Source organism: Stenotrophomonas sp. 610A2, assembly GCF_030549615.1.
GTDB classification, from domain to species: domain Bacteria; phylum Pseudomonadota; class Gammaproteobacteria; order Xanthomonadales; family Xanthomonadaceae; genus Stenotrophomonas; species Stenotrophomonas pigmentata.
Genome location: NZ_CP130832.1, coordinates 3,933,979 through 3,948,367, shown reverse-complemented (window position 1 = coordinate 3,948,367; position 14,389 = coordinate 3,933,979). Strand labels below are relative to the sequence as shown.

The 14,389-nt window shown below is 64.3% G+C and carries 12 protein-coding genes; 2 read left to right on the top strand and 10 right to left on the bottom strand.

Annotated features, from left to right (window positions below):
* The first annotated feature begins 23 nt into the window (after positions 1-23).
* Positions 24-1,391, top strand: coding sequence for a bifunctional UDP-N-acetylglucosamine diphosphorylase/glucosamine-1-phosphate N-acetyltransferase GlmU (glmU, locus tag Q5Z11_RS17450; protein ID WP_303747570.1), 1,368 nt, complete (start codon positions 24-26; stop codon positions 1,389-1,391).
* Between the two features lie 7 nt (positions 1,392-1,398).
* Entirely contained in the window at positions 1,399-1,893 is a 495-nt protein-coding gene (locus tag Q5Z11_RS17445) for a GNAT family N-acetyltransferase (protein WP_303747569.1), read from the top strand.
* Between the two features lie 146 nt (positions 1,894-2,039).
* Here the strand turns inward: Q5Z11_RS17445 and Q5Z11_RS17440 are convergent, their stop codons facing one another.
* The 10 genes from Q5Z11_RS17440 to Q5Z11_RS17395 form a co-directional block, all read right to left on the bottom strand.
* The gene (locus Q5Z11_RS17440) at positions 2,040-3,392 is read right to left on the bottom strand and encodes a sensor histidine kinase (RefSeq protein WP_303747568.1); all 1,353 of its coding nucleotides are present in this window, start codon (positions 3,390-3,392) and stop codon (positions 2,040-2,042) included.
* Between the two features lie 10 nt (positions 3,393-3,402).
* Positions 3,403-4,740: a sigma-54-dependent transcriptional regulator gene (locus Q5Z11_RS17435; protein ID WP_303747567.1), complete on the bottom strand. Its 1,338-nt coding sequence runs from the start codon at positions 4,738-4,740 to the stop codon at positions 3,403-3,405.
* A 54-nt stretch (positions 4,741-4,794) separates the two neighbouring features.
* Entirely contained in the window at positions 4,795-6,015 is a 1,221-nt protein-coding gene (locus tag Q5Z11_RS17430) for an ABC transporter permease (protein WP_303747566.1), read from the bottom strand.
* A gap of 13 nt (positions 6,016-6,028) precedes the next feature.
* Complete coding sequence (locus Q5Z11_RS17425) at positions 6,029-7,360, bottom strand: ABC transporter permease (RefSeq protein WP_303747565.1); 1,332 nt, start codon at positions 7,358-7,360, stop codon at positions 6,029-6,031.
* Positions 7,357-7,848 carry a nuclear transport factor 2 family protein gene (locus Q5Z11_RS17420; RefSeq protein WP_303747564.1) on the bottom strand — a complete coding sequence of 164 codons (492 nt, stop codon included), beginning with the start codon at positions 7,846-7,848 and terminating at the stop codon, positions 7,357-7,359. The genes Q5Z11_RS17425 and Q5Z11_RS17420 overlap by 4 nt, the downstream gene beginning before the upstream one ends.
* A gap of 30 nt (positions 7,849-7,878) precedes the next feature.
* Positions 7,879-9,096: an ABC transporter permease gene (locus tag Q5Z11_RS17415; protein ID WP_303747563.1), complete on the bottom strand. Its 1,218-nt coding sequence runs from the start codon at positions 9,094-9,096 to the stop codon at positions 7,879-7,881.
* Positions 9,097-9,157: 61 nt separating this feature from the next.
* Positions 9,158-10,468: an ABC transporter permease gene (locus Q5Z11_RS17410; protein ID WP_303747562.1), complete on the bottom strand. Its 1,311-nt coding sequence runs from the start codon at positions 10,466-10,468 to the stop codon at positions 9,158-9,160.
* A gap of 22 nt (positions 10,469-10,490) precedes the next feature.
* The gene (locus tag Q5Z11_RS17405) at positions 10,491-11,714 is read right to left on the bottom strand and encodes an ABC transporter permease (RefSeq protein ID WP_296247626.1); all 1,224 of its coding nucleotides are present in this window, start codon (positions 11,712-11,714) and stop codon (positions 10,491-10,493) included.
* Between the two features lie 128 nt (positions 11,715-11,842).
* Positions 11,843-13,147, bottom strand: coding sequence for an ABC transporter permease (locus tag Q5Z11_RS17400; protein WP_303747561.1), 1,305 nt, complete (start codon positions 13,145-13,147; stop codon positions 11,843-11,845).
* A 17-nt stretch (positions 13,148-13,164) separates the two neighbouring features.
* A complete protein-coding gene (locus tag Q5Z11_RS17395) occupies positions 13,165-14,388 on the bottom strand; it encodes an ABC transporter permease (RefSeq protein WP_345783897.1) in 1,224 nt (407 codons plus the stop codon).
* Position 14,389: the final 1 nt, after the last annotated feature.

The window sequence follows — 14,389 nt, the reverse complement described above, 5'->3', positions numbered from 1 at the left end:
GACTCTCGAAGGAAGTTCCAGGCATGACCCAGCCGCTGCACGTCATCATTCTCGCCGCCGGTGCCGGCAAGCGCATGAAATCGCTGTTGCCCAAGGTGCTGCAACCCATCGCCGGGCAGCCGATGCTGGCCCACGTGATCGCTACCGCGCGCGAACTGCAGCCGGCCGGCATCCATGTCGTTTACGGCCACGGTGGTGAAGCCGTGCGTGCTGCCTTCGCCGAGCAGCAGGACCTGCTATGGGCCGAACAGAGCCAGCAATTGGGTACCGGCCACGCCGTGCAGCAGGCCATGCCGCAGGTGCCGGATACCGCACAGGTGCTGGTGCTGTACGGCGATGTGCCCTTGATGCGCGCGCAGACCTTGAGCGCATTGTTGAAGAATGGCCCGCGCCTGGCCGTGCTGGTCGCCGAGCTGGACGACCCCAGTGGTTACGGCCGCATCGTCCGCGACGCGGAAGGCAAGGTCGCGGCTATCGTCGAGCAGAAGGATGCCAACGATGAGCAGAAGCGTATCCGCACGGTGAACACCGGCATCATCACCGCCGAATCCACCGCGCTACGCCGCTGGCTGTCGGGCCTCTCCAACCGCAATGCGCAGGGCGAGTATTACCTGACCGACGTGTTCGCCTCGGCCGCCAGCGAATACGCGCCAGCCGAACTGGTGCTGGTCGGCGACGCGCAGGAAGCGGAAGGGGCGAACGACCCTTGGCAGCTGTCGCAGCTGGAGCGTGCATGGCAGTTGCGTGCGGCCAAGGCGTTGTGCGAGCAGGGTGCACGCCTGCTGGATCCGTCGCGTTTTGACCAGCGCGGTACGGTCAAGGTCGGACGTGATGTGCAGATCGATGCCAACGTGATCCTGGAAGGCGAGGTCGAGCTCGGCGATGGCGTCAGCATTGGAGCCTTCGTGCGGCTCAAGGACGTCAAACTCGGCGCCGGCACCGAAGTGCGCCCGCATTGCGATCTGGAAGGGGTCGTCAGCGAAGGCGCCGCCCAGATTGGCCCATTCGCGCGCCTGCGCCCGGGCACCGTCCTGGCAGATGGCGTGCACGTCGGCAACTTCGTGGAAACCAAGAAGGCGACATTGGGCAAGGGCAGCAAGGCCAACCATCTGACCTATCTGGGCGACGTGGTGATCGGTAGCGGTACCAACATTGGTGCCGGCACCATCACCTGCAACTACGATGGCGTGAACAAGTTCCAGACCACGATTGGTGACAAGGTCTTTGTCGGCTCGAACAGCTCGCTGGTGGCGCCGGTGACGATCGAGGATGGCGCTACGATTGGCGCCGGCTCGGTAATTACCCGCAACGCACCGGAAGGCAAATTGACGTTGGCACGCACACGCCAGCAGACGCTTGAAGGCTGGACGCGCCCTGTCAAAAAATCCTGAGCCAAGGTTGGCGCAGCGCGATGAGCTCGCGCTGCTGCCATTGATCGAAGCGCGGGCGGGCGAGCGTCTGCGGGGACATCCCGCCGCCGCGGTATTCGCTGCGAGCCCAACTGAACCAGCATTGTTCGCGCAGGCTTGGCAGCGCGGAATGCTGTGGGTGGTTGCCAGCGAGCAGGAGCTGGGCGGCTACCTGATGGCGGGTGTGCTCGGTGAGGATTTCCATATCCAGCAGATGGACGTTGCACCGGCGCACGGCCGCAAAGGCCTCGGCCGTGCCTTGCTGCGGCACGCGTTGCAGCAGGCGAGGGCATCCGGACATCACCGGGCGGTGCTCACCACCTTGAGCGACGTGGCCTGGAACGCGCCCTTCTATGCCAGCGAGGGCTTCAGTGAATGGCCATCGCATGCATGGAGTACGGGCATGCGCGAAGTGATGGCGGCGGAGGCCGCGGCAGGTTTTCCAATGGAGCTGCGTCTGGCTATGCAGCGGCAGTTGGCATAGGTACAAGCCATTCCTTGTGGGAGCGGCTCAAGCTTTTGTAGGAGCGGCGTAAGCCGCGAAGCCGGGATACTTCAGATCTTCGGTCTAACTGGCACGGATGCCATGTCAGCTTCGCGGCTTACGCCGCTCCTACAAAAAGCATGGCTTTAGTCATGCGGCAGCAGGATCGCCACGCACAGGCCGCCGTCCTTGCGGTTCTGCAATGAGATGCGACCGCCATGTGCTTCGATGATCTCGCGGGTCAATGCCAAACCCAAACCCGTGCCATTGCGCTTGGTTGAATAGAACGGCATCAAGGCGTTCTGCAGCACCGCCTCGTTCATGCCGGTGCCGCGATCCAATACCTCGATGCGCAGCCAGTTGGGCAGTCGCGCGATGCGAACTTCCACCGAATCATCCGGCGCGCCATTGTCGGCGCCTGCTTCGTGCGCATTCTTCAGCAGGTTCAGCAACGCCTGCGAGAACTGTGATTGATCCAGGCGGCTGTACTGCTCGTCGACCATCGGCGCCATCCGGAAATGGATCTGCTGCTGCAGACCATGCAGGAATTGGCTCCAGGCAACGGTCTGCAGCTGCGGCTGCGGCAGCTTGGCAAAGCGCGCATAACCACGAATGAAACCCTCCAGGTGACGCGCGCGTTCTTCCACGGTGCCGAAGATATCTTCAAGACGATCATGGCGGCCGCGTCGTACCAGTTCGGCGCCGGAATGCGCCAGCGAGGCAATCGGTGCCAACGAATTATTGAGTTCATGGCTGATGACACGGATCACCTTCTTCCAGGTCTGCACTTCCTGGCGGCGCAGCTCGGCGGTGAGCAGGCGCAGCAGCAGCAATTCGTGCGGGCGACCATTCAAATGGAAGGCACGACGCGACAGGTGGTAGATCTGCTCGTCGTCATCATCGTCTTCGGCCGCATCCGGATCACGCACCGCGAACAGGCTGTCGCCGCCGCGGGCGATGGCATTGCGCAGCTCGATCGGCATGTTCTCCAGCAACTCGTGCATGCGCTGGCCTTCAAGCTTCCAGCCACCGTGCAGCAGCTTGCGTGCCGCAGTGTTGGAGAAGGTCACACGCTGTACGCCATCGCCACCATCGGTGAGCAGCAGCATTGCTACCGGCGTGTTCTGCACCATGGTGTCGAGCAGCAGCTCGCGCTGCACCAGCGATTGCCGCTGCTCGCGCAGCACATCACCCAGCTCGGCATGGGCCTGCACCAGCTGTGCGAATTCGTCATGGCCGCGCCAATGCACACCGAAGTTGAATTCGCCATCGCGGTAACTGCTGGTGGTGCCGGCCAGTGCCCGCAGCAGCGAGCGGATCGGCGCGGTGGCGCGACTCAGCGCCCACCACATCGCAGCCAGCAGGAACACGGTGGAAACGCTCACCACCACCCAACCGCGATCCATCCAGTAGGCCAGGAACCACGGCAAGGCCGCAGCCAGCGCCAGCACCGGCAGCAGGCGCAGGAACAGGGTGAAGGTAAAGGAGCGCGTTTTCACTGATCGGTGCTCACTCGCGCGGGATGCCGTGGCGATCCATACGACGGTATAGCGCCTGCCGGCTCAGGCCGAGCTCGGCGGCGGCTTGGGCGATGACGCCGCCGGCACGCTCCAGCGCGCTGACGATGTGCTCGCGATCGGGTTCGTCTGCAGCTGCGGTGGGGCGCGCGGGCGCGCGTGGCAGGTTCAGGTCGGCAACTTCAATGCGCGGGCCCTGCGCAAGCAGGGCGGCGCGCTGGATCACATTGCGCAGCTCGCGCACATTGCCCGGCCAGTTGTGGCGCTGCAGTGCATGTAGCGCAGGTGCCGACAGCGGCTTGCCATCGGCGAGGAAGTATTGCGCCAGCGGCAGGATGTCCTCGCGCCGTTCGGCCAGCGGCGGCAGGCTCAGCTCGACGGTATTGAGCCGGTAGTAGAGATCTTCGCGGAAGCTGCCGGCGCGGATCATTGCTGGCAGGTCGGCATTGGTGGCACTGACCACGCGGACCTTGACCTGCCGTTCGCGGTTGGAACCCAGTCGCTCGAAGCGTCCGGTCTCCAGCACGCGCAGCAGTTTCATCTGCCCGGTCAGCGACAGGTTGCCGATCTCATCCAGGAACAAGGTGCCGCCATCGGCTGCCTCGAACTTGCCCTCGCGGGCCTTGTTGGCGCCGGTGTAGGCGCCGGCCTCGGTACCGAACAGTTCGGCCTCGATCAACTCGGAGGGAATGGCGCCGCAGTTCAGCGCGACGAACGGGCCTTTCTTGTGCGCCGAGTTGGCCTGGATGATCTCGGCGATCTTTTCCTTGCCGGCACCGTTGGGACCGGTGATCAGCACCGGCAGCTCGGAGCGCGCGACCTGGCAGGCGAGGGCGATGATGCGCTCGCTGGACGGATCGGCGAATACCAGCCCGCGCAGATCGTAGCGATCGTGCAAGGCCTGCTGCTGGCGCTGCTCGCGGGCACGGCGGCGGGCCAGCTCGCGCCGCGCCTCGGCCAGTTCCAGCAGGTTGTTGACCGTGGTCAGCAGGCGGCCGTCATCCCAGGGCTTGGCCAGGTAGTCGGAGGCGCCGGCCTTGACCAGTTCCACCGCACTGTCCAGGTGGGTCCACGCCGTGAGCAGGATCACCGGCAGGTCCGGATGCGCCTGGCGGATGCGCCGGAACAGATCCTGGCCTTCCTCGCCGGAAGTGGTGTCGGCGGTGAAGTTCATGTCCTGCAGGACCAGATCGAATTCATGCTCGGCCAGCATCGCCAGGCCCTGCTCGGGCGAGGTGGCGTGGCGGGTGTCGATGTCGTGCAGGGAGAACAGCACGTCCAACGCGGTGGCCACGGCGGTGTTGTCGTCGATGATCAGGATCTGTGGCATCGGTTGTCGCAGAAGGATATGAGGGGACGCAGCGCTGGCGCTGAAGTCAGCACATTACACGCTGCGGGTCGCGCTGGCAGGTGGCAATTGCGCTGCACGCCGTGCCGGTGCCGCGACCGCGACTTGCCCGAGCAGCAACATCAAGCCGCCGGCAACCAGCAGGTAGGCCCATGGCAGCCGTGGCAGCTCGTAATGCTGCATCAACCACTGGTTGATCAGCAACGCCAGCAGCAGGCCGATCAGCAGCCCACCGACGGTCAGCAGCAGGTTCTCGGCGAGGAAGTGGCGCATCACCTGGCTGCGAGTGGCGCCGAGGGCACGGCGGATGCCGATCTGGCGGGTGCGTTGCTGTATCCAGTAGCCGCTGAGGCTGGCGATGCCGATCAAGGTGATGGTGGCGACAACCGCGTTGACCGTGAGCAGCAGCCATACCGCTGCGCGGCGGTTGCGCATGCCGTTGCTGCGCAACTGCTCGTAACTGGACACGACCGGGTTGAAGCTCTTCGCCATCTGCCCGGCATAGACCGTCTGCAGTACGCCGGGCGCGGCCTTGATCACCGCATCGCGCTGATCGGCCTCGGCGCGTACCACGAAACTCAGTAGTGGCAAGCCGGCCGGACGCCGTGGCAACAGGATGGCGTACTCGGCTTTGCCGTCGTCCAACTCGCTGAGCTGGTAGCGCAGCAGGTGGGCGACAACACCGACGACTACATAGTGGCTGCTGCCATCGCCAGAGGTGAGCGCCTGCCCGACCGGATTGCCATCGAACAGGATTCGGCCCAAAGCCTCGGTGATGATGATGGGCGTGCTGGCAGCGTTTGCATCATCACCGAGCTGCAGGTCGGCGTATTCGTCGGCGAGGAAGTCGCGGCCACGGCTGAGCTGCAGGCCAAGCGTGTCGATCAGCTTCGTTCCAATGAAGCCGCTGGCCTGCACGGTTGGGCCGTTGGCTGGCTTGAGGTCGTAGACCATGGTCAAGGTCTCGCGCATCGGTGCGCCGACCACCGCGGTAGCACGCTTCACGCCTGGAATTGCTGCCAGTGCATCGGCACCGGCGCTGGCTTGTGCGGCGGTCCAGTTGCCATCCGGGCGCACGATCTGGTCGATGACGATGACTTCCTTGTCGGCGATGCCGTCGTCGATCAACAACGGCCCGGCCTGCTGTGCCAGCAGGAACAGGGTATTGCAAAGGATGGCGCAGGCCACGGTGATCTGCAGCACGATCAACCAGGGCATCAGCGGCTGGCGGCGCATGGAGGAGAGCAGGGGATTCATGCCTTGGCCTTTTTCATAGGGTTTTGACCTGCAACGCGGGTTCCTGGCGCGCGGCACGGATGGCGGGTAGCAGTCCAACGACCACGCCAGTCACAACCGCCATCAACAGCAGGCCCGCAAACAGCGCAGGGCTCAGCCGGGCCAGTGATGAGTAGGCTTCACCTTGTTGCCGCATCAGCCACAGGCCGCCCAGCGTCAGCGGCAATGCCAGCAATCCGCCCAGCAAGCCCGCCAGGGTGGACTCGACCAGACAGGCGGCGATGATGGCGCCACGCGGCGCACCCAGCACCCGGCGCACACCGTGCTCACCGGCACGGCGCAGGAAGCGCGCTGCCAGCAGGCCGGCGACATTGACCAGGCACAGCACCAACAAGCCCGTTGCAAGCCACAGGTTCAAGCGCACGCTGTCTGGCACCACGCGGTTGGTATGCAACCACTGCGCCATCGATTGCAGGCGGGTGTTGGCTGCGCGCGCGAATATGCCAGCGGCATGGCGATCGGCAGCAAAACTCTGCAGGCTTTGTGCGTAGTTGTCGCGCTGCTGTGCATCCTTCAATTCCGCCCACAGCACCAGCCAGCGGCATTGCTGGGTGTCGATCTGATCGAAGCGGAAGCCGCCGAAGCCATTGCCATCGCAGATGCGGGTGCTGGTGATCTCCGCGCCTGACGCCAGCACCGCCTCGGCGGGTGCGAACAGCTCATCGCCATCGCCTTCCCAGCCGGCATTGTTTGAAGGCAGAAAATGCGGGCGCGGACGCGGCGCCCAGCGCTCGCTGATGCCGATGACGCGGAAGTTGTGCTTGCCCACACGGATCTCGGCGCCGGTGCCGTCTTCGCGCCCCAGCAGGTGCTGGCTGAGTGCGCGGCTGATGATCACCACCGGTGTACGTGCGGCTTCTTCTTCCGCTGTCCAGGAACGCCCGTAGCGCAGCGGTACGCCGAATACCTGCAGCATCGGGCCGATGGCCAGGCTCGTCGAAACGTTCTTGCTGAGCGTGTTGTCGATGTTGCTGACGGTCAGCGGGGCGGTGAGCAAGGCCACCTGCGGGACATCCGGGCGTAGCTGGCGCATCGCCTGCACGTCGGCCAGCTTCCACAGTGGCGGCACCGGGGAGCCGTCACCGTAGCTGTCGCTTTCACCACTTTTTGCCGCCTCGCGTGAGTCTGCCCAGGCCAGGTGCAGGTTGTGGCTGATGCCGGGCAGCGGGTCGGCGGCCAATACCGACAATAGCGTGAGCATGGTCATCACCGAGGCCAGGCCCAGGGCAAGGGTGAGTACGACGAGTGCCATCGTCCTTGGGTGGCGGATGCAACCACGCAGTCCGGTTTCCAGCGTGTAGTTCATGGCGTGGGTCCTGCCGCTGCGCGGTGCGCATAGCTCAGGACCCGCGTTGCCTGCCACTGACCATCACGCAGGCGCCAGATGATGACGAAGTCGGCCACGCCATCACAGTGTTCGCCCTTCAGATCGCAGAATTGGTGCTGGCCTTGTTCGATGGCGCCGAAGTCCTTGATCGGGAATACCTCCAGCGTGCCTGGCAGCAACTGCCGGGTGTAGTTGCCGCAGGCGTGCTTGCGGGTGTTCGCCAGCATGGCGTCGCGGGTCCAGGTGACACCGCCATTGTCGTGGTAGAACTCGACCGCCGTATCGAAATAGCCCGCATGCCTTTCGAACTGGGCTGGATCGCTGCAGTGATTGAAGCTATCGAACATGCCGTGATCGAGTGCGGCGATGGTGTCGTGCAGGCTGGCGTTGTCGGCATCAGCGGCATGCGCGGACATCAACGGTAGCGAGCAGAGCATCAGCAGCAGGCAGGTCAGCTTGGTTTTCATTGGGCGACTCCAGTAAGCATTCAAAAGTGATCAGGCAGCGCGTGTGGCCACCGCCGGTGGCACCGACGCCGCGCGCCGCGCGGGGCCAAGCACGGCGATCTGCCCCAGCAGCAACAGCAGTACCGCCGCGATGGGCAGGTACATCAATGGCAGCCGCGGTAGCTCGTAGCGGCTCATCAGCAATATGTTCAGTGCATAGGCCAGAAGCAGGCCGACGACGATGCCGGCGCTGCTCAGCAGCAGGTTCTCCAGCTGGAAAGCGCGCAGGATGTGCTTGCGGGTTGCCCCCAGGGCACGACGTATGCCGATCTGGCGCGTGCGCTGCTGCACCCAGAAGCTGGCAAGGCCGACGATGCCGAACGCGGTGACCGCCAACAGTGCGATGCAGACCGCCAGCAGCAGCCAGATCACCGAGCGATCGCGATGATGGAAGTCATCGCGCATGCGCGCCACCGTGCCCTGTTCCTCGATGATGCGGTTGGGGTCGGCCTTGTTGAGTGCGGCAATGGCCGCCTTCAATACGGACTCGCGCAGTTCCGGGCTGGTGCGCAGGGCATAGGCACCGTTGGAAACGCGGACCGGGAATACCATGCTGTCAAAGCGGCCGCTGAACTCGCCAGCCTGGCCCGGTGCCAGCAGATCATCGATCAGGCCCACCACCTGGGTCGGTTTGTTGCCCCAGACATAGATATTCCTGCCCACCGCATTGCCGTTCGGGAACAGGGTGTTGGCCAACGCGTGGCTCAGTAGCACGCTGGGTACTACAGGATCGGCGTCGCCACCGACGAAGGCGCTGTTCTCCAGGTATTCGTCGGGCTTGAATGCGCGACCCTCGCGCACTCGCAGGCCAAACGTCGGCAGCAACTGGCCGTCGTCCATGTAATTGGTGGCGTGTACGGTTGGGCGCGTCTGCTCCGACAGCAGGCGTATGCCCGAGCCCCAGACATTGCTGCCATAAGGAATCTGGTTGATGCTGCTGACTGCCTTTACGCCGGGTACGGCGGCAAGTGCCGCCAGGTCCTGCTTGCGCAGGGCGTCGTAGTTGACGTCCGGCAGCAGGCTGCTGGTGGCCAGGTAGACCAGCTCATCCTCGGCCACGCCACTGTGCAGCTGGATCTGCGCAACGCGGTTGCTGATGATGAAAACAGCGTTGCAGATGATGGCGCAGCTGATCGCGATCTCGAACACCACCAGCAGTGCGGCAATCTTCTGGCGGGACAGCATCGACAGGGTAGGGCGGATGTCCAAAGGTGTTCTCCGTGGCGGCGAAAGCTGCCGTTGCTGACGGGGGGGATTCAATGCCACCGCGTCACTGGCTCTTGAGCTGCAGTGCGGGAGGAATCTGCATGGCCCGCCAGGCCGGCAGCAGGCCGGCGATCAGGCTCACACCGACCGCCAGCACGAAAGTCATCCACAAGGTGGTCGTGTCCATCTGCGCCAGCTTTGCGTACTCGTCCGGTTGCTGGCGGATCAGCCACAAGCCCATCGCCGCGAAGCCCAGCCCCAATACACCGCCGGCCAGTCCGATGAAGCCAGCTTCGGTCAGGCATTGTTTGAAGATGTCCGCACGTGAAGCGCCGAGCGAGCGGCGCACGCCGATCTCGCCGCTGCGGCGCAGGAACTTGGCCAGCAGCAGGCTGACGGTATTGATCAGGCACACCAGCAGGAAGCCGAAGGCCAGCCACATCTGCAGGCGCACGTCGTTGGGCACGATGCGGTTGAAGTCCAGCCAGCCCATCACATCATGCAGGCGCACATTGGTGGGGCGCTCGAAGCGGCCGCTTGCGCGCTGGGTTTCGGAATAATCAGCCAAGTACTTCAGGTAGTCGCGGGCCTTGTCTGGCGTGTCCAGCTCCACCCAGTACTGCAGCCATGCGCAGGGTGCGGTGAGGCCGCGATTGCCTTCTGCATCATTGCTGCTGCCCCAGCAGTTCATGTTTCCCTGGGTGTCCAGCTTCAGTGCGCGCGAGGTTGAAAACGGCAGCAGCACCTGTTCGGCGCCACCGTAGCGTTGACTGGTCAGGTCATAGAAGCGCGGTGCTGGCTTCCAGTTGCCGAGAAGACCAACCACGCGGAACACGCCTTGTGGCAGGCGCAACTCCTTGCCGATCACGTCCTCGCTGCCGTACAGCCGCTGTGCCAGCTTGCGATCAATGACCGCAACCAGCGCACGGCCATCATCCTCAGCCGCGCTCCATGCATTGCCGGCCGCCAGCGGCACCTCGAACATCGGGAAGAAATCCGCCGAGGTGTAGCGCGTCATCGCCCGGAACGGCTGTGCGGTGCTGCCAGCGGGCAGCACCGTCACCGAACCGGCGCTCATCAGCGCCTGCCGGTCGCCGCGCTTCTGCCGCAGCAACTCCTCGGCGTCGTAGCGGGTCATCTGACCCAAGGGATCCTGCTCCAGCGTGGCGTCCTTGCCGAGACTGCGCGGTTCCAGCTGCGGGTAGAACAGCTGCTTGCTCTTGTGTGGAATCGGATCCCCCGACAGCACGACGTACAGGCCGAGGGTGGTCATGGTCGCGCCGATACCCACCGCGATGGTCAGCACCATCAAGGTGGTCAGCACCTTGTTGCGGCCGAAGCCGCGCCAGGCCAGTTGCAGGTAATAGCCGAACATGTCCCTTCCTTGCGCTTTCAGATCAGGTGCTGCGGGTAGCCACCGCCGGTGGAATCGATGCGGCCTTGCGGGCCGGGCCGAACACCGCGATCTGACCCAGCAGCCACAGCAGCACCGCACCCACCGGCAGGTACAGCAGCGGCAGGCGCGGCAGCTCGTAGCGGCCCATCAGCCACTGGTTGAGCAGGTAGGCCAGCAGCATGCCGACCACGATGCCGATGCCGGCGAGCAGGAAGTTCTCGGTCTGGAAGTAACGCAGGATCTGCGCGCGGGTGGCACCCAGCGCACGACGGATGCCGATCTGTTTGGTGCGCTGCTGCACCCAGAAGCTGGCCAGGCCGATGATGCCCAGCGCGGTTACCAGCAACAGCAGGCCACTGACGATCAGCAGCAGGCCGATCATGTCGCGGTCATTGGCGAAGTTCTTGGCACGCTTCTCCTCAACGGTCTGCTTGGTCCAGACCAGGCGGTTCGGATCGTTCTTGTCCAGCGTCGCCAGCGCCTGCTTCAGCACCTCGTCACGGCGTCCCTGCTCGGTGACGCGCAGGATGTAGCGGCCGCCGTTGGAGAAGTTCATGCGGATCGGGAAGATGATCGAATACGTGCGGTTGTTGTTCTGCATGTTCGGCCGCAGCAGGGTCTGCGCCACGCCCACCACGGTGACCGGGATGTTGGCCATGTACAGGGTCTTGCCCACCGCATTGCCGTCCGGGAAGAACTGCTTGGCCATGGCTTCGGTGAGGATGGCCGGTGCTTTCAGCTTGCCCAGGTCTTCCACCTTCTCCAGTACATCGCTGCTCTGGTATTCATCGGCATTGAAATCGCGGCCGGCGACCAGCTTGACTCCCAGGGTCTTGAGCGCGTTCTCGCCCACCATGTACTGGGCGCCATTGATCGACTGCGCTTCGGGCTCCGCGGTGGCTGCCAGTGAGGTGTTCCAGGAGCCGCCCTGGAACGGCAGCTGGTTGACGATGGCCACGCTCTCGACGCCGGGGATGCCGCGCAGCGAGGCGATGTCCTCGGCAGTGCGGGCGTCGGCATCAACCTGCTCACCAATGCCGCTCAGGCCGATTTCGATCAGGTGGTTGTCATCGATGCCACTTGCCAGCTGCATGGCGTCGATGCGCTGCGACACGATGAACAGTGCGTTGCAGATGATGGCGCAGCTCAGCGCGATCTCCAGCACGATCAGTGCGGCGGCTGTCTTGTGCCGCGACAGCGTGGAGAGGATGGGGCGGATTTCCATGAGGTTTCTCCGGGGAAGCGTGGAGCTGGGAATGGGGTTTGGTTGGGAGAGGCGAGGGCGAGAGCAACTGCCAAAGCACCCCTCCCCGGCGCTCCCCTGCGCGTTGCGCAAGGGAGGGGGTAATGGCGTTACTGGCTCTTGAGCTGCAATGCCGGGGTTACCTGCATGGCGCGCCAGGCAGGCAGGATGCCGGCCAGCATGCTGGCCAGCACCGCCAGGGCGAAGGTGACCAGCAGCATCGAGCCATCCAGGTGGGCGAGCGAGGCGTATTCGGCCGGCCGCTGGCGTACCGCCCACAGGCCAAACAAGGCGAATACCAGTCCGAGCAGGCCGCCGGCCAGGCCAATCGTGCCGGCCTCGATCAGGCACTGCTTGAAGATTTCGGCGCGGCTGGCGCCCAGTGCACGGCGCACGCCGATCTCACCGCTGCGACGCAGGAACTTGGCCAGCAACAGGCCAACGGTATTGACCAGGCAGACCAGCAGGAAGCCGAAGGCCAGCCACATCTGCAGGCGCACGTCGCCCGGCACTGCGTTGCGGTATTCCATCAGGTCCATGACATCACGCAGGCGGGTGTTGGCCGGGCGCTCGAAGCGGCCGGCAGTGCGCTGCTGCTCGGAGTAGTTGTCCAGGTAGGCCTTGAAGTCCTTGGCATCGCCGGGCGAGTTCAGCTCGACCCAGTACTGGATCCACGAGCACGGCACATTCAGTGCGGTGGCGTCATTGACCAGCTCGCGGCCGAAGCAGTTCATGCTGCCATTGCGGCCCAGCTTGAGTTCCAGCGCGGTGCTGAAGGGCAGGTAGACATCCTCCTCGGAGTCGAACTTGCCCGAGTACAGGTCGTAGAACTTGGGAGCAGGCTTCCATTCCTTGAGCACGCCGACGATGCGCATGGCATTGCCTTCGACCAGTACTTCCTTGCCGACGCTGTTTTCGCCCTTGAACAACTTGTCATTGAGGGTGTCGCTGATCACCGCGACGCGGCTGCGGCCCTGGTCCTCGTCGCTGCTCCAGCCCTGGCCGAACGCGAACGGCGTATCGAACATCGGGAAGAAGTCGGCAGAGGTGTAACGCATGCTGATGCTGAAGGGCTTGAGTGCGTCGATGCGCGGATCGACGATGCCGCCGCCGCCGGTCATCATTGCCTGGCGCGGCGCCTTCTTCTGCCGCAGCAGTTCTTCGGAGTCGAAGCGCGTCATCTGCATCTCGGGCTCTTCGCCCGGCTTGTAGCCTTCCTTGGTGTAGGGATCCAGCTGCACATAGAACAGGCGATCGCTCTTGTGCGGGATCGGGTCGCCGGAGAGCACCTTGAACACCGTCAAGGTGGTCATCGCCGCACCGATGCCGAGCGCGATGGCCAACACCATCAGTGCGGTCAGGATCTTGTTGCGGCCGAAGCTGCGCAGCGCAAGTTTGAAGTAGTAACTGAACATGGACGATCCTTGGCAGCTCAGGCGCTGCGCGTGGCGACGATGGGCGGGATGGAAGCAGCACGCAGGGCAGGGCCGATGACGGCGGCCTGGCCCAGCAGGAACAGCAGTACGGCACCCAGCGGCAGGTAATACAGCGGCAGCCGGGGAATTTCGAAGTAATTCATCAGCAGCAGGTTGCCGGCATAGGCCAGCAACATGCCGATGGCGATGCCGGCCGTGGTCAGCAGCAGGTTTTCGGTCTGGAAGTAGCTGATGATCTGGCGGCGTGTCGCACCCAGTGCGCGGCGCACGCCGATCTGCTTGGTGCGTTGCTGCACCCAGAAGCTGGCCAGACCGATGATGCCCAGCGCGGTGACCAGCAGCATCACCAGGCAGATCCCAAGCAGCAGGCGGGTCATGCTGCGGTCCTGCTGGAAGTAGACCTCGCGCAGTTGCTGCAGCGTCTTGCTGTAGTCGGCGGAGATGATCGCCTCCGGCGTGACCTTGGGCGCGGCGGCGACGGCGTCGCTGACGATGCGTTGCAGGTCACGCGGGTTGGCACGCATCACATAGGTACCTGCCTGCGCATCGGTGGTCACCGGCACGATCACCGACCACTCCATACCAGCCAGACCGTTCTCGCTGCGGCCCGGGTCCGGGCGCGAGAAATGCGCCAGTACACCGGCCACGGTGAGCTGGTAGTCGCCCATCCACAACTGCTTGCCCAGCGGGTCCTGATCCGGCCACAGGTGCTTGGCAAAGGCCTGGGTGATCCATACCTGGGCATTCGCGGGCAGGAAATTCTCCACCGGCTGGTAGTCGGCCTCGTTGAACATGCGGCCCTGCACCGGCTTCAATTGCAAAGCGTCGATGGCGCCTGCATCCATCAGGTAGAAATGCGGCACGCCGCCATGGTGCTTGCCTTCCCGATCCAGCGAGACGCCAGCGGTGCCGGCGCGCTGGCCAAACGGTACGGCGTTGAGTACACCCACCGCCTGTACGCCGGCCTGGCCACGAAGCTGCTGCAACCAGCGGCTGTTCACGTCCACCTCTTTGCAGGAGTCACAGTCGAGCAGGCTCAGTGTCGCGATGGAAGCCTCGTCGACGCCGCTGTTCATGCCGATCAGCTCCATCCGCGAGGCGGCCAGGAACAGGGCATTGCACAGCACCGCGCAGGCCAGCGCGATTTCCAGCACGATCAGGCTTGCGGCGATGCGATGCCGCGACAACGTGCTGATGATGGGTTTGATGTCCAGGGTCATC

Excerpts from the sequence above, each read along its gene's own strand:
- glmU (WP_303747570.1), top strand. The coding sequence starts at position 24 with ATGACCCAGCCGCTGCACGTCATCATTCTCGCCGCCGGTGCCGGCAAG.
- Q5Z11_RS17435 (WP_303747567.1), bottom strand. The coding sequence starts at position 4,740 with ATGCCACAGATCCTGATCATCGACGACAACACCGCCGTGGCCACCGCG.
- Q5Z11_RS17430 (WP_303747566.1), bottom strand. The coding sequence starts at position 6,015 with ATGAATCCCCTGCTCTCCTCCATGCGCCGCCAGCCGCTGATGCCCTGG.
- Q5Z11_RS17425 (WP_303747565.1), bottom strand. The coding sequence starts at position 7,360 with ATGAACTACACGCTGGAAACCGGACTGCGTGGTTGCATCCGCCACCCA.
- Q5Z11_RS17420 (WP_303747564.1), bottom strand. The coding sequence starts at position 7,848 with ATGAAAACCAAGCTGACCTGCCTGCTGCTGATGCTCTGCTCGCTACCG.
- Q5Z11_RS17410 (WP_303747562.1), bottom strand. The coding sequence starts at position 10,468 with ATGTTCGGCTATTACCTGCAACTGGCCTGGCGCGGCTTCGGCCGCAAC.
- Q5Z11_RS17405 (WP_296247626.1), bottom strand. The coding sequence starts at position 11,714 with ATGGAAATCCGCCCCATCCTCTCCACGCTGTCGCGGCACAAGACAGCC.
- Q5Z11_RS17400 (WP_303747561.1), bottom strand. The coding sequence starts at position 13,147 with ATGTTCAGTTACTACTTCAAACTTGCGCTGCGCAGCTTCGGCCGCAAC.
- Q5Z11_RS17395 (WP_345783897.1), bottom strand. The coding sequence starts at position 14,388 with ATGACCCTGGACATCAAACCCATCATCAGCACGTTGTCGCGGCATCGC.